Raw genomic sequence first — 26,467 nt, 5'->3', positions numbered from 1 at the left:
ATAACCCCTCCTGTCATTTCACAGGAACATTATACCTGCTCATTGTTTGGGCTGTATAAAATATTCGTCACAGTTGTCCCTTCTTCTATGCCGTTTGAACAATTTTCCCGATCCAATCGGAATAAAACGTATTCCCGTTCCGTCGATCAAAATCAGCCGCCGCTGACTCTGCCAGTGGCCTAAAATACGCAATGATTTCTGTCAATGTGCGATCCTCTTTACCCCATTCCAAGGAAGCCGGCAACCGGATCAACCGTTTTTCTCCCGAAGTATCCAACTTTTGCAGTAGACTCACCATCGTCGCGTAAAAATACATCTGCTCCAGCCCGCTCTCATAGTCCAGCGCCATATGTAGATGACGCTCTACCACTTCGATTCCTTGAACCGGATCAGCAATCGCCAAATATTCGATATGCTCCGATATCGTTTTCAGGAAGTCGCGGTCATCCCGAATCAGGCGATAGCCTTTGCGATGATTGTCTTTTGCCTGATCAACCTCGCCTTGACGATAAAGCGGCAACAGCACCTGAGAAAGCGTCACATGCGGTACTTCTGCACATTTCATCCGTCCCGACAAAATCGGTTTTGCCACGGCAAGCGCCTGCTCATCTTCTCCTGTTAAGTAGTAGAAACGCACCATCTGGCTTTGCTCGCAGGCCTCACAATCACTCATGCTGTCCCGCTCGACCAAGCGGAAGGTATCCAGATATCGCCGTGCTTCATCCAGTTCACCCATGTCCATCGCGATGCGGAACTTATAATAGTAATATGGACGCTCATTATACCCGTATTCGGCATAACGCCTACGCATATCCTCCGCCAGATCTTCTATTTGTGTCTTTGATATATTGGAAAAGCTGCACACCTTCCCGAGTATCCATTTGTAATTCCACAACAGCTCATCTGCGTCGTATTCCTCTGGATTTTGATCAAATTGGCCCAACTGCCACGAAAAAGCAATCAGCGACTTCAATGGATATCCGTTAAAAATAGCGCAGTCTACAATCTCTCCCCGGATTTCATAAGCGAGCTCCTTCAACCCGGAAGTGTCTGCCAAGCGGACTGCTTCTTCTAGAATCGCCAGCTTTGCTGCACCCCCGGGCAGATCCTGCGCCTGTTCCATCAATTCATATATCGTATCTTCCATTTGGCTCCCCCTATAATTACGCAATTACGTATTGTGTCCGTTCCCTAATCCCCAATTGATAAAATGCAGTACACTCCGATTCATCAGTCCCAGCTCACTGCGGTTCATCGGGTAGTGCCCCATCATAAGCGCATTCACATACATCATTTCTGTAGCAGCCGTGACCATCTGCGTATCGGTAGCTTCAAGAATCCGCGCCACCACCGGGTTGTTCAGATTAAAGTATAAGGTAGAATAGCCCGAATTTTGCTGGACTCCTGCTTTCAGACTATCAAGCACATTGGAGAAAAGTGAGGTTGTCTCCTCAACCGTGTTTTCCATGGAGCGCAAGGTCAGTGCATCCTGAGAAATGGTATACAACACCGGCAAACTCGCAGGCTCAAAACGCTTCAACTCAGCACGGCAACGCATCGGCTGCAAAGCAGCATCCATGACACGAAGCACACCGTAATAACTCTCGCGCTCTTCCTGCGTTAGCCCGGTAAATGAAAGAGATACCTCCTCAGGGCTAAGACGCTCTGTTTGCAGGTTAGGGTCAATCCAATGCAGTTTTTCCAAAATGTCTGAATCATAAATATAGCCGCCATTGATCACCAACATGGATTGCGCCGCCGCCACATGCGTAATCTGACGATACTCATCTACTGTCGATGTGTAATGCAGCGGACGTCCGTCCGCCTCTCGGATCAGTTCACTCAGCTCACGCCGCCCAAATGTACTTTCGAAGGAAAACCAACGGTACATTATCCGCAAAAATTCATCGTCCTCCACGGCGAGCGCCTTCATGGACAGCTCATGCAAATGAATCCAGTGCTGCAAGCGGTCTGGCTCATACTGCGCCATGCGTAGCAGTTCTTCCCGAATACAGGTCCCCAATTCAGAACGAACGGCATCGAGCTGCTCATTTTCATAAAAATATTCACGTGATGCCGTTGGTTGCAATTCATCTGTCCAAATCAGGCTTTTAATGAAGAATGCCCATTCTGGCAATACGTTTTCCGCCTTATCGGACACCAACATATGCTTCAGGTACACCCGATGCAGCCGCTTGCTGTTCAGATTAACACTGCGTGGCAAAATGAATGCAATCCCGCCTGTTCTGCCCGATGCCGTCCGCAACGGTATAAAATCACTGAAGCGCTCGCCCATCAGGCGATAGCCTAAATCCAGCACCTCACTACGGCGGCTCCGTAATTGTTCTGGGTCCTGCATCCAGCTCGTCGATGGAAGATTGACGCGCTTGGTCTCCCCGTCTACAGACAGCATGACTGGATACGGCAGCAACGCACCATAATAGAATAAAGACTCCTCTACATGCGCTGGCTCATAATAAAACTCACTTCCCGGCTTGCAGCGCAAATAAATTTGCGTTCCTACAGGCAGTTCGGTCTCCAATCGACGAATCGTATACGTCCCATCCGGCTTCCCTCTCCATTCCATGGAGACTCCTTCCTTCACCGAGCGGGTCAGCACTACAATTTCATCGCTCACCATAAAGCAGGATAGCAACCCAATCCCAAATCGTCCGATAAACGAAGTCTCAGAAGCCAGCAAATCGGCTCCCTTCTTGGAAGACTGACCGATGATCGACAAAAAACGGTGAATGTCTTCTTCTGACAATCCAATGCCGTTATCCTGAATCATCAATACCTGATGCTCCCCAGAACCAGATAACTCCACGATGACTTTACCTTCATAGTCGTTACTCTCAGAAGCTGTAGCTTCAAGGGTCTTGTCTTCTTTCAATACTTTACTTTCAGCAGCAACCTTCCGCAGCTCCTTGCGAGCCGTGATCGCATCTGTTGCATTTTGCAGAACCTCACGTATAAACACTCGTGGACTGCTATATAAATGATTGGCCAAAATATCAATCATACCGCCCAAGTTCACTTGAAAACGATATTCGTCTGTTTGACTCATAGAGATCATTCCTTTCTCGAAATGCTACTGCCATCATCTGGTTTAAATAGACTGTCTTTTAAAGTATAACGTGGATTTAAGTCGGATTGCACACCCTGCATTTCAGGTATCAGCACGTTGATAACGATATAACAGGGCCTTTTTTCACCCGGGAAGTCTGGCACTGGGTCTAATTAACTTCACAAAAATGTACGGAGTACGATCACTTAGTGAATAAGGATCATCTTTGTCTAGTTAAATTTAGTAATAAACATAATATTTATTTAAAATCCACCCTTCTCTTAGAACCCTATATCTATGGAGGGACAAATGGCTCATTTTACGCAAAAAGCTCGCATTGCCACTCTTGTAATACTCTTACAAGAGAGAATGCGAGCTTATTTAGGTACAGTCGAAGCTGCACCCTTTTACAGAAGAGAATTAATGAGACTTAGCGAGACGGATAACGTTCCACGATGCTTTGCCCAAATGAGCTTTTACAATTCCGTCTTCAAGCTTGGCGTTGCCGCCGTTGTGAGGCGTAACTTTTTCACCGGCTGGACTGTTGGTCGCTTTAAGATCATCATGCTCCAATACAGTATGCTCGACAATGCGGTAGCCTTCAAAACTGCGTACATCTACTGTCAGTTCCAGCGATTCAGACAGATGACGATTCACTGCAAAGACAGTCAGCGCGTCTCCCTCTTCATCATAAACTACAGCGCTGTCCAGATAAGGAATGTCTGTGAAGTCCTTGGAATCGTATTTTTCCGAATCCACGACAGGCATCAGCGATATCCCACGACCATAACGGGAAGCATGCAAATATGGATAGAAAATTGTTTGCTTCCACGCTTTTCCGTTATTCTCGGTCATGATTGGCGCAATAACATTGACCAGTTGGGCGAGACAAGCCATTTTCACACGATCCGCGTGGCGCAGGAACGTAATCAACATGCTACCTACCAGCAATGCATCCTCAAAGTTATAGATATCCTCAAGCTGCGGTGGTGCTACAGACCACGGATCAATTTTTTTGTCCGCATCATTAGAGTGGTACCATACGTTCCATTCGTCAAAGCTGAGCATCATTTTTTTCTTGCTGCGTTTCTTTGCTTTGATATAGTCACAAGTCGAAATGACCGTATGAATAAAATGATCCATATCCATAGAGCGTGCCAGATAATTAGCCGTATCATTGTCATGATTGCCGTAGTATTGGTGCAAGGAAATATAGTCCGCTACCTCATAGGTATGATCCAGGGTGGTTGCTTCCCACTCCGGGAACGTCGGCATTGTGGAGCTGGAGCTGCCACAGGATACAAGCTCGATGTCAGGATCAATCAGCTTCATGGCTTTTGCAGATTCAACAGCCAGACGGCCATATTCTTCTGCTGTCTTGTGACCAATCTGCCATGGGCCATCCATCTCGTTACCAAGACACCAGGTTTTAATCTTATGTGGTTGCTCTACACCGTGACTACGACGTAGATCACTCCAGTAAGAGCCGCCTGTGTGGTTGCAATATTCCACCAGATTACGCGCAGCATCAATTCCGCGCGTACCCAGATTAACCGCCATCATGACTTCGGAACCTACATCCTTGGCCCACTTGAAAAATTCATTCGTACCCACTTCATTCGGCTCGACCGTTCTCCACGCCAGCTCCAACTGTCTAGGTCTGGACGCAACAGGGCCGACACCGTCCTCCCAATTGTAACCGGATACAAAATTGCCTCCCGGATAGCGTATAATAGGAACATCAAGCTGTTTTACCAACTCTTTAACATCATTTCGGAAACCGCTTTCATCACTAGTTGAATGAGTAGGCTCGTAAATGCCACCATATACGGCACGCCCGAGATGCTCTACAAAAGAGCCATAAATGCGTTTATCGACTTCAGCAATACGAAAAGATTTGTCTACAATCATCTTTGCTTTTACAGCTGCTGCCACCTAAACCATCCTCTCTGAATGCGAAAATAAAATCCGTTGTACCACCAAGACTAAGATGCCGTTTTATTTACGGTTTTAATATAACACACCATATTTATTATAGTCAACATTATCATTAAATACTTAATATTATTATTAACGTTTATAATAAACGATAAGCAATTGGTTACGTATTTCTAAATATTTCGTTTTATAAACAAACTTATTGAGTGAATAACCACTTTGCTAAATAATAATAACGGATTACAGGTGCGTTCAAAGTAGTGCCTACTGCCATATCTTGCAGTCTGTTTTAAATAGTGAATATCAGTCTACCAACAGTTGTTCTAAATATGTATAAATACCACCTATATCGCCCACGTTTAATTTCGTGAGGACCCAATCTTTCAAATCTCCTTGCTCTGTCCGTATAGATATGTGAATACGTTCAATTTCCACTTTCACCAGCAAAGAAAGCTCAATATCAACGCCTAATAAAACTCGTTCTTTGGTGCAATCCATAATATTCGCAGTCTCTACACACAAAATAGCAATATCCGTATAAGAACTATATGCCATTGTACCAGTAACATTTAGCAGTTCCTGTAATCCATTGCTTGCATCTGAAGGAAACATATACTCCATATCATGCAACACTGCCGCAGACTGGTCCACCACGATCCAGCTTTGGTATCCATTCCGGAAAAAGGATTCTCTCAACTCATGCAAAAAATATATGATGTCAATGCCCTTGTCATAATAAATACAAATAAGCGGAATGCGAGAATCCTCTATTGCGATAGTCTGCTCCTGCCTCTTAGAGAAACACTCCTCTTGCTGCCACCAGCGCAAAAAGCAAGATGAAAAATTCAGCGTAGGGATGTATCGTTGATTTTTAAAGATACAGACGACATGTTTTCCATAACGTGAAGCCAATTGCTCCACTTCCTGCAAACTGACTGGTTCCATGTCCCCTAGCAAGACAATCGTATCTGTAAGGCCGTATACCCGTTGTCCACCTTCGAGCGCTGTTTCCTGTTGTTCTCGCTCCCGCAGGATGGCTTGTTCAATGATGGCAGCAATGTTGTCGCCAGGGAGTTGAGCTTCACATTGGGTCTGAAAATAATAGGGTGCCTTTGAGCCAATTGTACAATCCTCCTTAAACACATAGGCGCGCCGTATCCAATCCGGATGTTTGTAACGCATTACGAGTAATAGGGTATCCTGTATCGGATGATAGCTATACTCATGTAACATATGTTTTAGCTGTTCTATGGAAGGAACAGACTTGGACTGCTGCAAAACTCTGCATATCTGTGCTGTAATCAATGGAGTGGCATAGCTATTGCTGTTGGGGCATTGTACAACCTCTCCAGCTGCACCTATCAGCTCATGCTTGGCAAAAGCAGTAAAATCGATACCGCTTGAGAAGGCCCTCTCAGCATCATATGTATATTGCCCTGATGTGAGTATGCCGCTACGATCGCAGCGCACTCCAATCACATTGGCAAAGGAGGCCGGATAAGTAAGAAGTCCTCCGTTTTGTGCAGCACATACCATAATTAATCCTGCCATAGCTGCATCATTTACAGCTTCCCGCATCATGCCTCGATCTCGATAATTTATACTTCCCAGGCTGATATTGGCTACCTGTACACCATGCTTTACACACCAATCCAGCGCAGCACAAAACTGAGTTGCATTGCCTTTTCTATGGTTCATTATTTTCACACTGCTAATGATCGCATCTGGAAAATACGTTTGTACAATAGCTGCACATAGTGTACCGTGATTTAAGGTACGTCCCTCTTCTACGTCTCCATGAGCTATTTCGACGTTATATAATAATTCGGTGTTTAAAAAGCCAGCATTAACCCCGTCGTCAATAATGGCAACATGGACCTTACTATTCATTTTTTCTCCCCCTGTCTCTTTGGATTGTGAAATAAATCTCATGGTTCTGTTCCGTTCCATTAGAGTAAGCGGAGGGTGCCTCTGCGAACGATAGCGTTCGTCTGAAAGCACCCTCCTAATTTAGCAAACCATGTACATAATAGCTGGATCAGACTGCAATATTTACCTTCGTGCCTGAAGTCTTCTCCCCGTCTTTAGCCGAGTCCAGATAGGCATTGAGCTCTTGTTCAGTCCACACCCTGCCTGTCTCTGCATTTGCCTCCTGCTCATCCTTAGGTTCAACCCGATCAGTAATCTTCGGTTCGTTATTCACTGCTTCACTGATACGCTCATTAATATTCGCAGCGATTTCCATGATCTTCCCATTAAGTCCTTCAGCCTTTTCACGCAAAGCGGCTGATTTAGCAGGGTTAGCGTTTTCCCACCCCTTAGCCTCGCTTCCCAACGTGATTTGTGCCATTTTGGCTATTTTGGCATTCTTCAACTCATTGTTTGCAGATACAACACTATGCATTGTATAGGTGATCAATCTTTGCTGCTGCTCCTCAGCAGTCTTAGGCGTATATTCTTCCTTTTTACCTTTCTGAGCTTCTTTTTTACTCTCCTCATCCATGCCTAAAGCCTTTTTTTGCTCTTCCAGTGACTGCTTTTGAATGTTCTCGTCAATTTGCTGAATCTGCTTATCTATCTCTTCCATTTCAGCTTTTACAGCTTCCGGACCGAGACCACGCTTGAGAGCATTACTTAAATAATCCGAACGCCTCTCCATCAAATTTTGCTTTTGCTCTGTCAATTGTTCAATAACCTTGTTTTGTGGCTTGCCTATACTCTTCCTTTCAGCCTGAGCGGAAAGGGGATGCCGTAGTTCAAGTCGGTTGTTATCTGCGGTGCGAAACGGCGATTGGTGAGATGATGTAAATGATACATTCATCCTAAAACCTCCAATTCTCTTCTAAATGAGGATTTTTCCAAAATCCTGAAATAAGTGATTCTAGAGGTTTATCGGATTTTTTTGTATGTTTTTGTATGTTTTATCATCATTTTCACAAATCCTTCATTCCTTTTCCACACTTAAGCAGTCCTTTATCGTCTCATACAAGCTGTTATATGTAAGCAACCCCCCTCCCACTATACGCTCTTCCGGAATTAGGATAGCAAAGCTTTGTTCCACTTCAAATAATAGATATACCAGATCTCCGGGAAACAACCCCATATCAGGACCTAGTAATGTAGCCTCTTTATTTATGTCGCCCGCTTTTAATTTAAAAAGCTTCCAAAATATATTTTCCAGTTTCACTCCTGTTTCCGTTACATCCTGAGTAAAGTTCATATTCTTCCCTCCATTACAACTGAACTACGTGATGATCAACCGAAAAATAATGTAAAATATCCTTCGTCAGCCTATTCATATCTTCATCGTTGGACAGATGGAGTACAGACACGGAATAATCGGAAAATTCCTGTTTTTTCTCTTCCACGAAACGATGATCAACAGATGCATATTGCATATTGACCGTGGAAGAAGAATAACTGTCGAATACATTGTTACATATGGCGTATCCCAATAATGAAGAGGAAAAACGGTTTTCCATGTACTGTTTCACATGCTCCAAATATTTTATATTGTATTCATCATAGTGGAGACAGCAGATCAGGCCATCCGGTCTAACAGCACGAGATACCAAAAACGAGGTTACTCCAAAATAGTTCGTGAACGTATTGTTAAAGGGAACAATCCCACCCGGAATGCCCACGAGTATTAGATCAGGCTTTTCGCTCTGCTCTATTTTTTTCAAATACCGATTAAACATGATAATCTTCTGGGTTTCCGTCATACCACTCTCAAACATAAACTGTGGAAAAGAATGTGCACCAATCAGCTCCCCGCATCCATTAGATGTGATTTGCGACACCCGATATCCTTGTGCTTCAAGCTTCTGCCGAAGGTTAAACTGTAAATTAAGCTTATGCGTTCGCTCGTTCAGCCCTAATACAAATAGAACCGGTGTAAAAAAATCATGAATAACAGAGCCCGGGTCAGGCGGTAAAATATCTTTCGTGCCTACATCAAATGTATTTTTTAAAATCAGCTTGTCCTCACGCTCCTCACAGGGTTCGATGAATTCCATACATGAGTCTGGCAAAGTGAAATTACACATGACTTTTTTGCCAAGTTGTCCAGCCTTCTTGATCACGGGAAGATACACCTCAGCTACATCCAGCTTGAAATTGGATTTTACCAGTAATATAGCATCACAACGCTCTATTTCTTGCTCCAAACAAGACTCTGGCTTCACGATGAAGCCTGTCACTTCCCCCTTGTCCGTTACACAGGCATCTTTCCCGATCATCCCCGACCCTTGAAAAGAAATAAGTACAACTTCCTCATAACTTCCTAATAGATTCAAGTTCCTAACCAGGGCTATCGTTTCATAATCAAACGGAAAAATGATTAATTTATTGGTCATGGAGACACCCCTCATGCTTTTTCAAAATCGAGAATCGTATCCTCGGAGAAATCATAGCCGAGCTCATTCATCATGCAATAATCAAGTAATGTGTGCCGAATATCATTTTTGACTACCGAACAATGACTCAGCTTCTTTTCTTTGGACAAGGTATGCAAATCATCTGCTACAGCAACACACAACGTACAAAAACGGAGATTCCAACAGTTTTTACATGCATCCTCCGTGATTGTCCCTACATTCAAAATTTGGTTGATTTTATCCACTTCAAAGCCCGTGTCCACCGTTCCAATCTGCACCACCTCCGACTGCTCACTGACCCGTTCACATGGATACAGATTTCCATGCACATCCGCAAACAATCGCTGTACACCAGGCACACAGGGTCCGCCATGATGCGCTTCTATCGGCATCCCCGCAGAAGGCTTTCTATAATGAAACATTCGGAAATACATCTGAATATAATAGTCCTTAATCAGCTTGGAGACATGATTTTCATCTACTCTTCCAAACTTGGAAAGCATCATTTTAACTACCTCATAGCCTCTCTGCTCAATAAATTCATTTCTGTACAAAATTTCATCCTTCACATAAGCATCGTTAATGTAGGACGACCTTACACTATACAGACTTTCGAAGGTTTCATAATTCGTATAAAAATCATTGATACAACCAAAATCATTACGGGTATCCAACACCACATTAAAATTAATCCATTCAAAGAGGTCCGGGTAATTTCTCTTAATTTTATCCACATTGGCAATAATCGTATCGAAGGTGCCCCGCCCGTTAACAGCAAATCGTCTGTTTCTGTCATGATTCTCTTGATCTCCGTCCAGACTGATCGTAAGCACAAAATGATGTTCATCCAGAAAGTCCAGAATATCGTTATTAAGCAGCGTACCATTGGTCGTCAAATGAAAGCCTACATCTCTATACGCTACCTGTTCCTTGATATATTCCACACACTTCTTGACTAACGGAAAATTAATAAGCGGCTCTCCCCCATAAAAACCAAAATCCAAACGGTCACTGTCTACTGACCTATCAATGACAAAATCAATACACTTGCGCGCTGTCTCAAAATCCATCATCAGACTGGTATGACCTCGATTGTCATATCCTCCTGAATAAACGCAATAAGAGCATCTAAGATTGCAATTTTGAGTTACCTGTAAGGTGAGGGTCTTCAGCTGATGCTGAAGCATATGCTCCAGGTGCTTTGTCTTGGGATGATTCATAATCTGCGGACGCTGTGAAGATAAAAATCCGTTATCCAACAAGTCACGGATATACTGCTGCAATTCCGGTGTAGCCTCCATCTGATCCAAGTCGAAGCTGGAATGCGAATTCAGGAAATGGTAAGCCTCCTCTTTAATCCGCAAAATTAAATTGGTATTTACATCATATACATAATGGTGGAGTCTCGTCTGAAATGTGTATATAAAGGGTTGGCACATGTTCATGATTCACACCTACTCTGTTTTGATGTGGACAGAAGCCTGGAATGCCCAGGCTCCTCCATACAGATACAAGCTTAATAATTACCAATTCCAGTTCCGTTATCTCTGCGATAAGAACCGTCACTTTCACGCTGAGTATTGGAGCTTCGAGTCAAACTGCCTGCGCAATAACAGGAGCAAGGACAATAACAGGAACAACCACAGCCAAATGCCTCAATTGTGTCGCCTACATTCGTGCTTCTTTTCACAAGCTTACGCATGTTAAACTACTCCTCCCATTCATGATATGATTTAAAAAGGTGTTCACCTATACTAATTCCGTACATGATGTTAAATCACACTATGAAAGCGTTTGTTTTTTTCATCATTTTATGGAGACCTCTTCTTCCCCTAATATCCATCCTCTGTATTCTGCATGACAGGTCATAAAATGGGAGTGTGATCCTATTTGGGCTGGTTCGCCGTTCTCCAACAAAATAACTCTATCGACATGCGCTAATATCTCGCTGCGATGTGTAACGATGATTACAGTCTTTTCACGCAACCGGGTCTTCAACAATTGCTGAACATTTAGCCTAGCTGCTGTGTCTAGATTGGAGGTCACCTCGTCGAGAATAAACAATGGCGCTTCCCTGATCAATGCCCGGGCCATAGCAATTTTCTGTCTTTGCCCACCCGACAATCTGGAGCCATTCGAGCCTATAGGGAAGTCATCTGCCGAGTTCTGAACCAATTCTTCCAGACCAACCTCCGCGATAATGGCCTCTATTTCATCATTAGTGACTTCTGTGCCTATGCGGATATTTCCAAAAATAGTAGTATCAAATAAATACACCTGCTGACTGACCAAAGCTATTTGACTTCGATACTCATCTATCTCATAGCTTTGGATGTCAATGCCGTCATAAGTGATTATCCCCTGATCAGGCTGACTGAATCTCATTATCAAATCCAGCAGCGTAGACTTCCCTGCCCCATTTGCTCCAATGATAGCTACTTTTTCCCCTCGGGCAATCCTAAAGTTCACGTCGGATAGGATGGGTTCATCCTTGGTATAGGAAAAAGAAACATGATGAAATGCAATGTGATTTTCGAATGGCGGCTCAGTTAGTATAGACGCTGGAGTGACTGAATTAGATGTTTCTTCCTCTGCCCAATCCAAGAACTGATAATATCGAATGGCGGAGGGAATGACTTCAGCCAGCATGTAGCCAATGTTTAAAATAGCGAATACAGGAGTGGTAACATAAGCACTGTAAGAAACAAAGGCAAAAATACCCCCTACAGTGAGCTGTAAACGAAAGATAAGATTAGCACCCACAACGTACAAAAGCATCATTAGAAGCTGAATTAAAATAGATTCCGAAGCGATATTCCAAGCGTCCAGAAGTGATAATTTTCGTTCTGAATCTACAATTCGACGCTGCTTGGATGAGAACTGCTGATGCTTATGTGGAATAAGACCAAACATTCGCTGCTCCTTCATGCCCCCGACAGATTCCCCAAACCACTGAGCAAAATCACTACTGCCTTCAATTAAATCCCCCACTAGTTTTTTTCTACGCTTCACAAAATACTTCACCACAACATATTTGATGGGTAAAAAACACAGCACGATTACAGTCATTTTCCAGTTAATGAGCAGCAAACCACATAAACCACCAATCATGCTGAACGCCTGCATAATGACAAAAAATACTCCACTATCTGTGATCCTCGATACATTACCTACATCCGTGCCAATTTGGTTCAGCAGCTCCGCTTCATTGGTTCGGTTAAAATAGCTCATTCGTACTCTTGTCAGATGCAGATACGCCTTTTCAAATAATGAAAAGGTAACCTGTGCGCTTAAGCCTGCCCGAAAGGTTTCTTTACACACATTCAACAGCTTGTCCAAGCAAACGATTAAAAACACAGCAGATGTGTACAGGATTACAGCCTGCATATTCCCTTTCAGAAGACCTTGATCCACAATAATCTTGCTTGTTAAAGGCAATAATATATTCAAGCCCGCTGATAGGATAAGACATATCAAAATGATAGTGACCGTCTTCAGATAAGGTCTAAATGTTGCTGCCAAACGTTTATATACTATGGATTCTTTCATCCTTTTCCCCCTTTCATCAGATGCACCTTCTCCCCCTATTAACTAATTCCGTATCAGAATCAAAATCACCTTAAAACATCTTTTAACTGTTCTAGTAATTCCATATTTACGAGATTAAATATGATTTATGTCATTCTTGAAAATTGGAATTAATGTATATGATTGGCACATACAAAATTCACTTATTTTTTTATCCGTCCAAAGGGGGCTTTAACAAATGCCGACCACGATGGTTATCGACTGTTGCAAAGAGGATCAGTGCAGAGGTAGTTCCAGATGCTTTTACAGAAAAATTTGTGAACTTTATCTGAGCGAGGTATACCGTTTCTGTATGCATTTAGTCAAGAATCAGTCTTGCTTTACATTTATGGCAGAAGAATGTACACAAGATACTTTTGTAGCGGCAAGACAGCAATTGGTCAAGCTCAAACAACACCCCAATGTAAAAGGTTGGCTGTACCTCACGGCTAAAAATCTTATATATAAATCATTTAGGTACTACTATACACAAAAAAAGCATGAAACTACGCTTGAATGTGAGAAGATCTGTAGTTATTCAAATTCGGTAGAGGAGGAGTGGGAAAATCGTAGATTGGGAGATGTGGATACGGTTATCGTTAATATTCTAATGCAGCTTTCCAACATTGAATATACACTCTATGAAGACTACTTTTGTCGACAACTGGCTGTGCCCCTGCTCGCTACCAAATATAATATTTCGGTTACGGCTACAACGACTCGAATCTACAGACTGAAAAGAAAACTTCGCACATTGTCCCATCAATATTGTCTAACTCATATATAAATATATCTATGTAAAGTAAAAACAGCGGAGCCCCTCTCCCAAAGAGAAGCTCCGCTGTCGTTCTTGTGACTATGACTTGTATATTCTACTTAGTCTACTTCTTTAGGTAAAAAACAATACTGTTCACAGTCCAAATATATGCCAGAATCCCTATACACAGTTAGCGTGTATCATTAGTAACTAGCGCTTCCTGGAATGTATTAATTTCATCAGAAAATAAATCATAGTAAAGCCCTCGACTTTCAATTAGTTCTTGGTGAGTTCCTTCTTCTATAATCTGCCCCTTATCCAGAACTAAAATTTTACCTGCATATAGAACAGAGGTATAACGATGAGAAATGTAGAGGCAAAGCCTATCAATAACAAAATTTTGAAATTGGCGAAATACTTGTTTTTCTGATTCTGGATCAAGAAATGAACTAGGCTCATCTAATACGTAAACGTCAGCATCTTTGAAGAGCGCTCTGGATATAGCTATCTTTTGCCACTGCCCTCCTGAAAGCTGTATACCCCCTTCAAAGTTTCTTCCTAGCTGTTGTTCTAATTGATTAGGCAAATCTCGTATTACCTTATCTACTCCTGTATGTTGTGCCGACTTCCATATCCTAGTATCAAATTCAAGATGTTCTATACTACCAAAACCTATATTTTCTCTTACTGAAAAATCGAATTGAACAAAATCTTGAAATATAACACCTATTTTTTTATAAAGTACTTCTTTATGATAATTTCGAATCGAGATAGAATTAATTAAAATATCCCCTTTAAAATCTTCATATAACCCCATTAAAAGTTTTATCACTGTTGTTTTCCCTGAGCCATTCCTGCCCACTAGAGCAAGAGATTCACCACGCTTCATTTTAAAACTTATATCTCTGAGAGCCAATTCTTTTTGATCTGGGTAGGCAAATGAAACATTTTTAAATTCTATGCATTCTATCGTCGAATCAGCTTGTATACCTGATTCTCTTAGCAACATACTAGAACTGTCTTGTTTATGTTTTATGTTAAAAAAAGCGAATAATTCATCTAGATACAGATTATGATCACACAATGAAATCAATCCTTGAGATACTGTGTTAATATTTTGATTAGCTAATAATACTGCTTGAACTAATGCATAAATACTGCCAACGAGAAATACTTCTTTCCAAGCTATTTGTATAATCATAATCAAAGCAATGGCTATAAATAATGTACTTATTACTTGAAAAGACAAATATAACGCAATACGTTTTTTGGCTAAATACTTATCCTCTTTGTAGAAAACATCAAAAATGTCCTTATATTTTGCTGTAAAGTAGTCACTAAGTTGATACAATACGATTTCTTTAAAAGACTTCTCATTAGTCAATAAGTAATTAATATACCTGGATTTACGTTGTAAAGGAGCCCGTTTTTTCTTGGCTACATATTGAATTTGTGTGAACCTCAATAAAGAATAAAAAGATGCTAGGGGGGAAACAACAAGAATCAGTAAAATCCACCATCTGAATGCTATTAAAATGACAATACTAGAGCATAACGTAACCATGGAACTTAACAAATTAATGAGTTCTTTATAGATCTGAATAGGTCTATCTATTGAGTCGTTTTGTACTCTTTTGAGCTGATTATGTACTTGCGGACTTTCAAAATCCGCAAGGTTAAATGTTGATGTTTGTGATACTATTAATGTTTGTAATTTATTTATCAGTGAAATTTGAAATAATTTATCAGAATATTCAATTAAACTTGAAATAAGCAAACTAGAAAACATCACGATAATTACAGGGAACACTGCACTTATTTGAAGCTTATGCCATACCGTGCTAGTCTCTAATTCAGAAACCAAATACTGTATGGAAAGAAGGTTAGCAATCGGGAGTATTCCTTTTAGTAGATAGCCAAAAATAATGATAATAAAGTAGATAGGTTCTGTACTCCATAATAACTTAGTTAACTTCGGCCAATATTGGAATGAATGAAATATAGCTCTGAAATTCAAATGTTCTGCCTCACGTTCCATGCATTCCATCCCTTTCTTTTTATCTACTATTATTCGTTCTTTATGAAACCTCGCTATTTTAGCTCTCAGCCCCCATGAATTGTATAGACATTTTCGGGATTTTTCTTTCTAACTTCCATAATAATGTCATTTTTGAGGTGTTTAAAAGCGTCAACTTGCTCATTGGATAAGTGGGTCGATTGGGGCAAAATGTAATCAATCCACTTGCTCGCCCAATCCATTCCGAAATTAAACTCTAAAAGCTTATTTGAATAAATATTGATTTGAAGTTTATTATGATTTTGCACTATTATTTTCGGCTCGAACGATGACATGGAGTGTATTCGGGTGATTTCCAGGGTATAGCGAACCGGATGTGTCTCCTTTTTCTTAGCCACTTGATACAGCGTTTCAAAGAGGGTGGCAAATTGCCTCGCCTGATACGAACTAATCCCCTTATACTCTACTTGTGTTTGTCCCACAGTTATTTTTTGAAACGACGATGTCTGTAGATTCTCATTAAATAGCCTCTCATATCCCCATACGCCAATCAGTATACTACAAGCAAGGACCGTACTAATCCAAGGGATTATAGACTTTTTGCCCCCTCCGCGCCGACTGGATAACAATGTGCCTAATCCGTAAAATAATAAACTACAGCCTAAGAGTCCAAAGAGATTTCGCCAGTTGATCATATAGGGGTTGAATATATTCACTACAGGAGATATGTAACGTAACTTTTCATTAAAAGACCAGGAAACTAAACCTATAGGAAGGTAAAAAGCAATGAGAAAAGTGAAGGCCAACCCATAATGCTTTACTACCTGCCCTAACAAGAGACCCAACATCGACGAAAAAACACTAGAAAAAAACACAATGATAACCAAATTCCATAATGATACATCAGCGAATGATTTCCATAAAAGTCCTATCATCATGAGCAAGAGAGGAAACGAAAGAATTAAAGAAACATAAAGCTGGTAAGTGATTAGACGGTAATTAGGAAAGACGGAAATATATATATACGGCTCTGTATGATTACGATTATGTATACTCGCAATCTGTAAAGAAAAAAAAGCTACAAATAACAAGTTAACACTATAAGTTATTGCAATACCTTCATTCATTATTAAATTGAATAAAATAACCACACTAAAGGAAACGAGCAAGGTTACTGCTTGTTCTCTTCGAAGTAAAAGCTGTAGCCAGAAACGAACTATAATTCCATTCATTCTTGTACCCTCGCCATCCATAGATGATTACTGACTTTCATCAATACCCACATAAGCAAAAATAGGAATATTCTTCCAAAATGAAACGACTGTGTGAAGAAATTGGAAATAATCCAATCTGGGTTAAACCAGATTGAAATGTAGGGAAAGTTGATAGTAATACTGATTAAAAGGTAAACGAGCATTACAATGTTCACATACAGTTGTTTACGTAAGAGCAAGTTCAATATGACAGTAATTTGAACAGAATATCCCATAGTTGCTAAACCTGCTACTGTTAGATGAAGCAGTATCAAGAATGGAGCCTTACCATGAGTCGACCATTGAACTACACAAATCATAGCTAAAGCGACAAATTGAAATAAGCAAACCACTCCCCATAATACAAAACTCTTACAATAAAAATATTGGGCTCCTTTAAGCAATTTAGGCATAATAACAGAAGAGATCATTTTTTGCTTCTCGCCATCATAAAGAACAGAATACATTAACGGCATTAGTAATATGGTAAAGAACATTTGTCCATGATGCAAAAATATCCATAACTCGTTATTCTTATTCCCTGCTCCTAGATATAAAAATAAAGGAATTAAAAAACAAGAGAACGTTAGTGCTATAAAAAACACTACACTTTTCTTCATAAGCAAAACTTCAAATCGAACTAGGGCTCTGATTACTTGTCCCATTCTGCTAACTCTCCTCCGGATCGGAAATGTACAAATACGCATCCTCAAGATTAGCCGTTTCAGGTGTGACTTCTGTACAACAATCTGGAGGGTAGTTACACAATAATCGAGCCTGAATTCTTCCTTCCTTCCGCACAATGGAGGTGATTCGAGCTTGTTGGCTTAATTGTTCCAATTGATGCTTGCCAACATCAACCAACCATACTTTACCCTCGACAGTTCGAATCATATCGTCTATAGCCCCTTGATACAGACAACGGCCTTCTTTTAAAACGAGTAGTTTGTCACATGTGCTCGAAACGTCAGGAACAATATGAGTAGATAACAATATAATCCGCTCTTCTCCATAATTCTGAAGCAAGTTTCGAAAAGCAATTCTTTCTTTGGGGTCCAGTCCAACCGTCGGCTCATCAACAATTAACAACTTAGGCTGTCCTAACATAGCTTGGGCAATTCCTAAGCGCTGCTTCATTCCCCCAGACAGCTGTTTTATTTTTTTATGAACTTGATCGATAAGTCCCACCTCAATTAATCGCTGAGATGTCTCCTCTTGAATATGACGCTTACCTTGAATACCTTTTAAAGCTGCAAAATAGTGCATAGATTCCATAATCGTTACATTTGGAAAAAAATCGAAATGTTGTGGCAAATACCCTAGTAAGGAACGAATAGCATCAGGTTCTTTTTTCAAAGAATGTCCGAATATTTCAACTTCCCCTCGGTCGAATCTAAGTAAAGTGGCAAGAATTTTCATTAAAGTGGTCTTACCCGCCCCATTGTCTCCGAGCAGTCCGAAAATACCATTATCAATGTGGAAATGAAGCTCGTTAAGTACTTGGTGAGAACCATATGACTTACTTAAAGCTTGAATATCAATTGTCAAATGAGACATCCTCCAATAGTTGCTCTCGCTGCCGCTTAGCAGAGAACAGGTTTTTCTTGTCTTCTTTAGTTAATCGTAAATACAATTCCATACAATCCATTATTGCACTACGAGTAAAGTTACAGTATTTATCCACTGGCTCATTAATCGAACCACTAAGCACCATATTTTCTTGAGGACAACCTCCACCACATAGATTCTTAGCCCAACATTCTCCGCATACAGTTCTCTTCTCTAAACGCATCTCACTAAGCATGCCACTCTTCTTTCTTACATCCATCCCTTCCCTTACATTCCCTAAAGAATAATCTTTTTCATTAACAAATCGTTGACAAGGATAAAGATTACCATGCACATCAACGGCAAGCATATGCGAGACCGCTCCACAAAAATAATCTCGCTTAGAAGAAGAATGAATCATCTTCAAGTATTTTAAAATGTTCGATATTTGACGTGCTTCCCCATATTTTTTAGCTTGAAGCAAAGATTCAAAATGAACAACCAATTTGGTGAATTCCTGTGCATACTTCTCAAAGTCTTCCTCACTAAGCATCTCGACTGCAGGATACATCGCAACATGGCGGATACCAATCCCCATTAAATGTGTAAGTGTATGTGTTATATCCAATTGTACTGGTGAAATCGTAGCTCTTGCTGTTATGACACCTTTTTTTCTTAAACTTTCTGTTCTATTTAAAATGATTTCATAGGTACCTTTTCTGTTCTGATAATATCGATTGAAATCGTGCGTCATTTGATCACCATCTAGACTTATCTGAATAGAAATATGATGATCTAATAAGAAGTTTTCAATTTCTTTGGAAATCAAGGTGCCGTTCGTTGTCATACTATATGTAACACGTTTATTTGATTTTTCTTGTTTTAGCTTAGTGTAGGCTACAACTTCTTTAATAACTTCAATGTTCAGAAGTGGCTCCCCTCCAAAAAAGCAAATATTCAGTTCTTCTTCTTCGCCAGAATGATTAAACAGATAATCAACTGCTTTTAATGCGGTCTCTGTGTCCATCCGTCCTCGGTCATTATATTCTCCGTCACCTCCATAACAGTAAGAGCATCTTAGATTACACTCTTGAACCAGCATAAGGATTATAGATGATAGACTTACTTGCTCATCATTGCAACTTTTACATTCCTTTTGAATAGACAAATCTTTATTATATATAACCGATGCTTCCTCCAGACTGGCTAATAGCCTATCTACCTCTTCTCTACTGGAACGATGCTTAAGTAATTCATATATTTCTTCAATTTCCTTACCTTCGCTATTACATATATCTACTACGACATCATCAATCTGAAAAAGCCCATTTGTTTTTATATTGTATAAGTATAACTTTTCATTTTGTTCTATGATTTTGACGGGATTTTTTTCAAATGGAGCACTAATCACTAGTAACCATCCTTTCAAAGTTAACAAAATAGGAGGAAGTCCAAGAAGATCAGTTCCCAGACCTCCTAATTGACTATCTGTGTTTGAAAGCCCTATCGCTGCGAGTTTTACTTCAATTAATCGCTATCATTATTAGTACACCAATGACCACTTTCTTTGCTACAAAACCAATCAGTAGCATCACAACCTACACAACGATCACGTGTATCACAAAGAACGCAAGTCATAGGAGAAACACTACCTTCAGCTGCTTGGTTAATAGGATCGAACAATTTGATTCACCTCATTTTTTATATTTTGTTATTTCTTTTCCAATATAGTCAGTTTTTCATTGCATTTCTATACTTTTTTTAAAACAATTGTATAAAATTTGTTAACATATTATTTTTGAAATATATTCAATTAAATATAATAAAAGTATAATTCGCTTTGCTAAAAAAAACTGGTCGTTGTTAATGTAATGCATACCCTAATGATTCTGGAGGTCGCAACTTTTATTCACCTTAGTAACACGCAATCTGAATTCTAAATCTTTCTTCTCCCGTTCTCATATATAAACAAAACCTGATGCAGCTTTTAAGAATGAATGTCAACTAGTCTGGATTTCCTATTTTTCTATAAAACAAAAACGCAAAAAACGGAGAACTTCTTTGACTTAAACTAAGAAGTTCTCCGTTTTGTGTTTTTATCATTTTGCGTACTACACTACTACTTAATCCCCGAAATCGTATAATTCTCGATAATATACTTTTGGAAAACAATGAAGATAATCATGATCGGAACGACCATAAAGGTCGAGCCTGCCATTTGAAGGGCAAATTGACTTTCGTTCTGCCCCTTGAGCAGGGACAGTCCGACGGACAAGGTGTACAGCTTCTCATCGTTCGCAATAATGAGCGGCCACAGGAAGCTGTTCCATCCGCCGATAAAGGTTAAGATGGCCTGTACCGCGATAATTGGTGTTGAGATAGGCAATACAATTTGCAGAAAAGTACGGAACTCCCCTGCTCCATCGAGACGTGTCGCCTCCAGCAGTTCTTCCGGGATATCGGACATGAACTGCCGGAACAGGAAGATCGCGAACGCGCCTACCAATCCAGGCAGGACAATCCCTAGCATGGAATTGGTCAATCCCATCTGGTTCAGGATCAAATAGACGGGGATCATCGTCACTTGGCCTGGAATCATCATCGTTGCCAATACCAGATAAAACAGAAATCCTTTGCCTTTAAATTGGAATTTGGCAAAACCATAACCCGCCATGGCATTCAGGAATAATCCGAAGAAGGAAGCTAAAACAATGATCAGCGTATTCGTCAGATAGGTTCCAAAAGCCATGCTATCGAATAGTAATTTAAAATTATCCAGTGTAAAATGCTGCGGCCAGATGGTCGGAGGAATTTTGGTTACCTCACCCTCTGTCTTAAAGGAGGATAGAATCATCCACGCAAAAGGCAGCACCATCAACAGACCTCCCACGGTCAGGAGAATCGCCACGAACCATTGAAATGTTTTTTCACCACTGCGCGAGTTGGCGCGGGCTTGCTGAACAGCTGTTTTCACGTTCATCACCTCTCTCTATCAGGACTCCGCTTTATTTTGCAAACGGAACTGAATCAGCGTCACCGCGATGATCGCGAAGAACAGAATGAACGATCCCGCCGCGGCATACCCGAATTTACTAAATTGGAAGCCGTTATTGTAAATGAACAGGGATGCCGTCAGCGTACCGTCGAGCGGTTTTCCTTTGGTCATGACAAACGGTTCCTCGAAAAATTGCAGCCAGCCGATCATCGTCGTGATGGACACGAAGAAAATAGCGTAACGAAGCTGCGGAAGCGTAATATAACGAATTTGCTGCCATGTATTGGCACCGTCAAGCTGAGCCGCTTCATAATAAGAACCCGGGATCCCTTTAATAGCCGCAATAAAAATAATCATGTTTAAGCCGATGCCCCGCCAAACTGCTAACACAATCAGCGAAATTTTTGCTACTGTTGGATCGGTCAACCATGGGACGGGGCCTAAATTCATCAGACCAAGTACATAGTTGAATAATCCAAGCGTCGGATTATACAGGTAGCTCCAAACGACTGCGACTGCAACCACATTCGTTACGGACGGTAGATAGAACACGACGCGGAATACTTTGAAAGCACGTGATTTACCCATGTTAATCAGAATCGCGATGCTAAGCGAAAATATCAGCACCAACGGAACACCAATGATGACAAAGAACAATGTATTACCAAGGGACTTTATAAAGGAAGGGTCCAAAAGCACGTTCGTGTAATTTTCCAATCCTATAAAGCGAATACTTTCATAGTTAACGAGTCCGGACAGATCCATATCCGTGAAGCTGATCACGAGCGCCAGTAGTATCGGCAACAACGAAAACAGCGTTAACAGGATGATGGAGGGACCGATAAACAAGTATGGCGCAAGCCTCTGCGAGCTTCCTTTCATGCCTTCACTCCCTTTGACAATGACGGATATGGATCATTATTTTTTCATTATACTTGCAGCCTGCTGATTAAAGTCATCCATTTCCTTCTGTACATCGGCATGACCGCGGTAAATACGTTCGAAGCTCTTGATGAATTGTTGAGAAACCTCTTCCCATGCGGCCAGTTGCGGCAATGCTGCGGAATGATCCAGCTGTTTGCGAATCGTCCGAAGCATCGGATCACTCTTAAGCTTGGCATCTTCCCACGATTTAGTAGTCGCAGGCAAGTTACTGGACAGATCCATCCATTTCAGCTGTGTTGCTGGTTTGCTCATGTAAGCCAGGAATTTGGCCGACTCCTCTGGGTGCTTGCTGAATTTCATAATTGAAAGGTTGGCTCCACCCAAAACGGACAGGTTGTTTACTTTGCCAGGAAGCTCAGCTATATTCCACTTACCTTCCAATTCTGGTGCCTTGCTCTTGATTTCTTTAATCATAAAAGGACCGCTGATAAACATTGGAACGATACCCTCGCCTTGCAAACCTTGAACGGAATCAATTCCAATATCCACTGCGTTAGAGCCATTTTGGAAAAAGGTATTTACATACTTCACAGCATCTACAAACGGTGGTTGGTTGAACAGCGGATTGCCCTGCTCGTCAACCAGTTTGGAACCGTTCTGGAGAGCAAACATAAAGCCCATAGACTGCTCCTTTGCACTAAAGGAGATACCATATTTGCCCTTGCCCCGAGCCGCCAGCTTTTGGGCAGCATCGGAAAGTTCCTCCCACGTTTTAGGTGCTTCATTATATCCAACTTGTTTCAGTAGATCCGTACGATAGAACAAAACTCGCGTTTCAGTGTACCAAGGTACAGCGACCGGTTTACCTTCAAATTGGGCCGTACCTACAGCACCCTCGAAGAAATTCTTCGATTCCAGTTCAGGATACTTGCTGATATAAGGAGTGATGTCTGTTAATGCACCCGCAGCTGCAAGCTCTGGCACCCATGACGTGCCCAATTGCACCACATCCGGACCAGACTTCGAGGCAACAGCCGTTAGCAATTTATCGTGAGCGTTATCCCAAGGCAACGCCTGTACATCAACGTGAATATTTGGGTTTTCTTTCTCAAAATCTTTCACAATTTCAGGCAGCAGCTTTCCTTCTGCTCCCATACCCCATAAGGTGATGGTCGTCTTGCCGTTCGCATCTTTGCCAGACGAATCATCCTTAGACGAGCAGCCTACCAGCGCGCCTCCCAGTAATAAGGTACTTGCCAAAATGATCCCCAATGTTCTTTTCATCATACGAATTCCTCCCGAGATGACCGGTTTACCGATCATGCAATATGATAACGGATTCAAATACGAGGACTTTGCAAAAATTCAATAAGCGACTTCCAATGAACATTATATAGATCGAAATGGTTTAGTTCGTCCATATATTGCACTTTGAAACGACAAGAATCGAATTTTGTAAAATCCTGATGCATGTAAATACATAGCGATTAAAGCATACCGCTATAACACTTATGTTCAAAGCACAAGGACCATACCCATCAATAGAAACGTTTCGATAGTCATTATAGAACAAATTGAAACCGTATTCAATAGGAATATTATTTTTTATTTGTACAGAATCCCGACTTTTTTTCGTTTGTATCATCTTTATTACGTTATTTAGCCTATAGAAACTCCCTGAATTGGATTTGACTCTGTATTTGAAAGCGTATATAATCCAACTGAGTTCAACAATAGAAACGTTTCGATTAATAATACGATTGAATATTATGCTTCTATACTAGCTATTAGCCTGTTCAGCACTTTTTTGAATCATTTTTATCCAAAAAATCTCATGAATCTGAAAAAAAGAGCTGTCCACCAACAATACAGCTTATGGAGGATTATGATGGAACAACACCTGAATTCCTATTTAGAAAGCATGACGCTTGAAGAAAAAGTCGATCAACTGCTACAGCTTGTGGGTGCCTTCTTTGAAGAAGCGGGAACGGATAGTCAAATTACCGGCCCTATGGCTTCGCTCGGCATCGCAGAAAAAAATGTCCATAACGTCGGTTCCGTGCTAGGCCTCGCAGGGGCTAAGGAAGCGATTCGTGTTCAACAGGCTCATTTGAGTAAAAATCGTCTGGGTATTCCGCTTTTAATTATGGCAGATATAGTTCACGGCTTCAAAACGATTTTCCCTATACCGCTGGCCATTGGTTGCTCATGGGATATGCGGCTTGCAGAAGAGAGCGCTACCATTGCTGCCCGCGAGGCGGCTGTATCCGGTGTTCACGTCACATTCGCCCCTATGGTCGATCTAGTGCGTGACCCACGCTGGGGCCGTGTGATGGAATCTACAGGGGAAGACCCTTACCTCAACAGCGAATTTGCCCGTGCGTTTGTGCGCGGTTTTCAGGGTAAAGATCTGACGAACGATACCGACCGGGTGGCCGCATGCGTGAAGCATTTTGCCGCATATGGAGCTGGTGAAGGCGGACGGGATTACAACACTGTAGATGTATCCGCATGGCAACTGCGAGAGTATTATCTCCCCTCCTACAAAGCTGCTTTAGATGAAGGCTGCGAAATGGTGATGACGTCCTTCAATACCGTAGAAGGCGTAGCCGCAACAGGCAATAAGCGCCTGATGCGTGATTTGCTTCGTGATGAATGGGGCTTTGATGGTGTACTCATCTCGGATTGGGCCGCCATCAAGGAGCTTATCCCTCACGGCATCGCAGAGGATGAGCGCGAGGCAGCGAAGAAAGCACTGCTGGCTGGCGTAGATATTGAAATGATGACCTCCTGCTATAACGGGCATCTGCCTGAGCTGGTTCGCAGCGGACAACTGGATGAAGCGCTCATTGATGAAGCCGTGATGCGTATATTGAAGCTCAAGCAAAAGCTGGGCTTGTTCGAAAATCCGCTACGCGGCGCAGACCCTGAGCGTGAACGTGAAGTTGTGTTCTGCGAAGCTCATCGCACAGTTGCCAAAGAATTAGCTATTAAATCTTGCGTGTTGCTCAAAAATGATTCCGTTCTTCCATTGAATCGCAATCAACCTATTGCGTTGATTGGACCTTTTGCAGAGAGCGGTGATATCCTAGGCTCTTGGTCGTGGAGTGGTTCGCAAGAGGAAGCTATTCGCGTTGTTGACGGGTTCCAATCGAAAATATCCTCCTCGTTGCTCACGGTTGCGGCAGGTTGCTCTATCGACGATATGACTGAGGAGCAATATACAGAAGCTCTGCAAGCTGCCAGCCAAGCAGAGGTTATCGTGTTGGCGCTTGGAGAGCGCTCGGATATGAGTGGTGAAGCAGGCAGCCGTTCCAATATTCGCCTGCCACAAGCCCAGTTGGAACTAGTGAAGCGCCTGAAGACGCTGAACAAGCCTATGGTAGCCGTATTATTTAATGGTCGTCCGTTGGATCTGCACGGTGTCATTGAAGAAGCAGACGCCGTATTGGAAGCCTGGTTCCCTGGTGGTGAAGGCGGCGCGGCGATTGCTGATTTGTTGTACGGTGATGCCGAACCTACGGGTCGCCTGACCATGTCCTTCCCGCAATCGGTCGGACAGGTGCCCGTGTATTACAATCATTTTAATACGGGACGCCCGCAGTTAGATCCGAATACAAAAGAACGCTACGTGTCTCAATATCTAGACGTACCAAACGAACCTTTATTCCCGTTCGGCTATGGACTGAGTTACACCGATGTAGCCTATGACAGCGTACAGCTTTCCGGCGATACCCTTATACCTGGTCAGGAACTGACCGTTAAAGTGCAGGTAACGAACACAGGAACACGTCCGGTCGAGGAAACCGTCCAGTTCTATGTTCGTGATATCAGCGGTGATACGGTTCGTCCAATGAAAGAACTGAAAGATTTCTGCAAAGTCCTTCTTGCCCCAGGCGAAAGCCGGGAAGTGGAATTTGCATTGACCGAGCCTCAGCTGCGCTATCATCATGCAGATTTGAGCTTCAGCAGTGACAGCGGTGAATTTGCCGTCTTTACAGGACCTAACAGCCGAGATACTAGTGAAAGCCGTTTTCGGTTAATGAAATAAACAGGAAAGT

At 41.8% G+C, this 26,467-nt stretch carries 20 protein-coding genes; 2 read left to right on the top strand and 18 right to left on the bottom strand.

Annotated features, from left to right (window positions below; genetic code table 11):
* Window positions 1-85: 85 nt before the first annotated feature.
* The 10 genes from T3H97_RS01630 to T3H97_RS01585 form a co-directional block, all read right to left on the bottom strand.
* Window positions 86-1,147: a hypothetical protein gene (locus tag T3H97_RS01630; RefSeq protein WP_328801505.1), complete on the bottom strand. Its 1,062-nt coding sequence runs from the start codon at window positions 1,145-1,147 to the stop codon at window positions 86-88.
* Window positions 1,148-1,171: 24 nt separating this feature from the next.
* Window positions 1,172-3,067, bottom strand: coding sequence for an HSP90 family protein (locus tag T3H97_RS01625; protein WP_328801504.1), 1,896 nt, complete (start codon window positions 3,065-3,067; stop codon window positions 1,172-1,174).
* 420 nt (window positions 3,068-3,487) lie between these two features.
* Window positions 3,488-5,002: an arabinosylfuranosidase ArfA gene (arfA, locus tag T3H97_RS01620; RefSeq protein WP_023986630.1), complete on the bottom strand. Its 1,515-nt coding sequence runs from the start codon at window positions 5,000-5,002 to the stop codon at window positions 3,488-3,490.
* Between the two features lie 306 nt (window positions 5,003-5,308).
* The gene (locus tag T3H97_RS01615; protein ID WP_328801503.1) at window positions 5,309-6,895 is read right to left on the bottom strand and encodes a S8 family serine peptidase; all 1,587 of its coding nucleotides are present in this window, start codon (window positions 6,893-6,895) and stop codon (window positions 5,309-5,311) included.
* A gap of 148 nt (window positions 6,896-7,043) precedes the next feature.
* A complete protein-coding gene (locus T3H97_RS01610; protein ID WP_328801502.1) occupies window positions 7,044-7,826 on the bottom strand; it encodes a muscle M-line assembly protein unc-89 Uncoordinated protein 89 in 783 nt (260 codons plus the stop codon).
* A 123-nt stretch (window positions 7,827-7,949) separates the two neighbouring features.
* The gene (locus tag T3H97_RS01605) at window positions 7,950-8,225 is read right to left on the bottom strand and encodes a peptide maturation system acyl carrier-related protein (RefSeq protein WP_328801501.1); all 276 of its coding nucleotides are present in this window, start codon (window positions 8,223-8,225) and stop codon (window positions 7,950-7,952) included.
* 13 nt (window positions 8,226-8,238) lie between these two features.
* Window positions 8,239-9,363, bottom strand: a complete 1,125-nt coding sequence (locus T3H97_RS01600) for a TIGR04066 family peptide maturation system protein (RefSeq protein WP_328801500.1) — start codon at window positions 9,361-9,363, stop codon at window positions 8,239-8,241.
* 11 nt (window positions 9,364-9,374) lie between these two features.
* Entirely contained in the window at window positions 9,375-10,829 is a 1,455-nt protein-coding gene (ccpM, locus tag T3H97_RS01595; protein WP_328801499.1) for a Cys-rich peptide radical SAM maturase CcpM, read from the bottom strand.
* Window positions 10,830-10,900: 71 nt separating this feature from the next.
* Entirely contained in the window at window positions 10,901-11,086 is a 186-nt protein-coding gene (locus tag T3H97_RS01590; RefSeq protein WP_071559456.1) for a CLI_3235 family bacteriocin precursor, read from the bottom strand.
* Between the two features lie 104 nt (window positions 11,087-11,190).
* Window positions 11,191-12,933, bottom strand: a complete 1,743-nt coding sequence (locus T3H97_RS01585) for an ABC transporter ATP-binding protein (RefSeq protein WP_328801498.1) — start codon at window positions 12,931-12,933, stop codon at window positions 11,191-11,193.
* 217 nt (window positions 12,934-13,150) lie between these two features.
* Here T3H97_RS01585 and T3H97_RS01580 point away from each other — a divergent pair, with 217 nt between their 5' ends.
* Window positions 13,151-13,738: an RNA polymerase sigma factor gene (locus T3H97_RS01580; RefSeq protein ID WP_328801497.1), complete on the top strand. Its 588-nt coding sequence runs from the start codon at window positions 13,151-13,153 to the stop codon at window positions 13,736-13,738.
* A 160-nt stretch (window positions 13,739-13,898) separates the two neighbouring features.
* Here T3H97_RS01580 and T3H97_RS01575 read toward each other — a convergent pair whose 3' ends face one another.
* From T3H97_RS01575 to T3H97_RS01540, 8 genes are all read right to left on the bottom strand, one after another.
* On the bottom strand, window positions 13,899-15,746 hold the full coding sequence (locus T3H97_RS01575) for an ABC transporter ATP-binding protein (RefSeq protein ID WP_328801496.1): 1,848 nt from the start codon (window positions 15,744-15,746) through the stop codon (window positions 13,899-13,901).
* A gap of 65 nt (window positions 15,747-15,811) precedes the next feature.
* A complete protein-coding gene (locus T3H97_RS01570) occupies window positions 15,812-16,957 on the bottom strand; it encodes a hypothetical protein (RefSeq protein ID WP_328801495.1) in 1,146 nt (381 codons plus the stop codon).
* On the bottom strand, window positions 16,954-17,643 hold the full coding sequence (locus tag T3H97_RS01565) for an ABC transporter permease (RefSeq protein ID WP_328801494.1): 690 nt from the start codon (window positions 17,641-17,643) through the stop codon (window positions 16,954-16,956). Before T3H97_RS01565 ends, T3H97_RS01570 begins: the two co-directional genes overlap by 4 nt.
* Before the next feature lie 4 nt (window positions 17,644-17,647).
* The gene (locus T3H97_RS01560) at window positions 17,648-18,535 is read right to left on the bottom strand and encodes an ABC transporter ATP-binding protein (RefSeq protein ID WP_250267224.1); all 888 of its coding nucleotides are present in this window, start codon (window positions 18,533-18,535) and stop codon (window positions 17,648-17,650) included.
* Entirely contained in the window at window positions 18,516-19,937 is a 1,422-nt protein-coding gene (gene papB, locus T3H97_RS01555; protein WP_328801493.1) for a PapB family radical SAM/SPASM ranthipeptide maturase, read from the bottom strand. The genes T3H97_RS01560 and papB overlap by 20 nt, the downstream gene beginning before the upstream one ends.
* 708 nt (window positions 19,938-20,645) lie before the next feature.
* On the bottom strand, window positions 20,646-21,500 hold the full coding sequence (locus T3H97_RS01550) for a carbohydrate ABC transporter permease (RefSeq protein ID WP_190298452.1): 855 nt from the start codon (window positions 21,498-21,500) through the stop codon (window positions 20,646-20,648).
* Between the two features lie 18 nt (window positions 21,501-21,518).
* Window positions 21,519-22,403 carry a carbohydrate ABC transporter permease gene (locus T3H97_RS01545; protein WP_190298451.1) on the bottom strand — a complete coding sequence of 295 codons (885 nt, stop codon included), beginning with the start codon at window positions 22,401-22,403 and terminating at the stop codon, window positions 21,519-21,521.
* Between the two features lie 36 nt (window positions 22,404-22,439).
* Window positions 22,440-23,693, bottom strand: a complete 1,254-nt coding sequence (locus tag T3H97_RS01540; RefSeq protein ID WP_328801492.1) for a sugar ABC transporter substrate-binding protein — start codon at window positions 23,691-23,693, stop codon at window positions 22,440-22,442.
* Between the two features lie 601 nt (window positions 23,694-24,294).
* On the opposite strand from T3H97_RS01540, the gene bglX reads away from it, so the two are divergent.
* Window positions 24,295-26,457, top strand: coding sequence for a beta-glucosidase BglX (gene bglX / locus T3H97_RS01535; RefSeq protein WP_328802763.1), 2,163 nt, complete (start codon window positions 24,295-24,297; stop codon window positions 26,455-26,457).
* Window positions 26,458-26,467: the final 10 nt, after the last annotated feature.

Origin of the sequence: Paenibacillus sp. LX16 (assembly GCF_036252815.1) — a bacterium.
Classification (GTDB): domain Bacteria; phylum Bacillota; class Bacilli; order Paenibacillales; family Paenibacillaceae; genus Paenibacillus; species Paenibacillus polymyxa_B.
The sequence above is the reverse complement of the archived record's forward strand: the minus strand, read 5'-3'. Positions and strand labels throughout refer to the sequence as shown.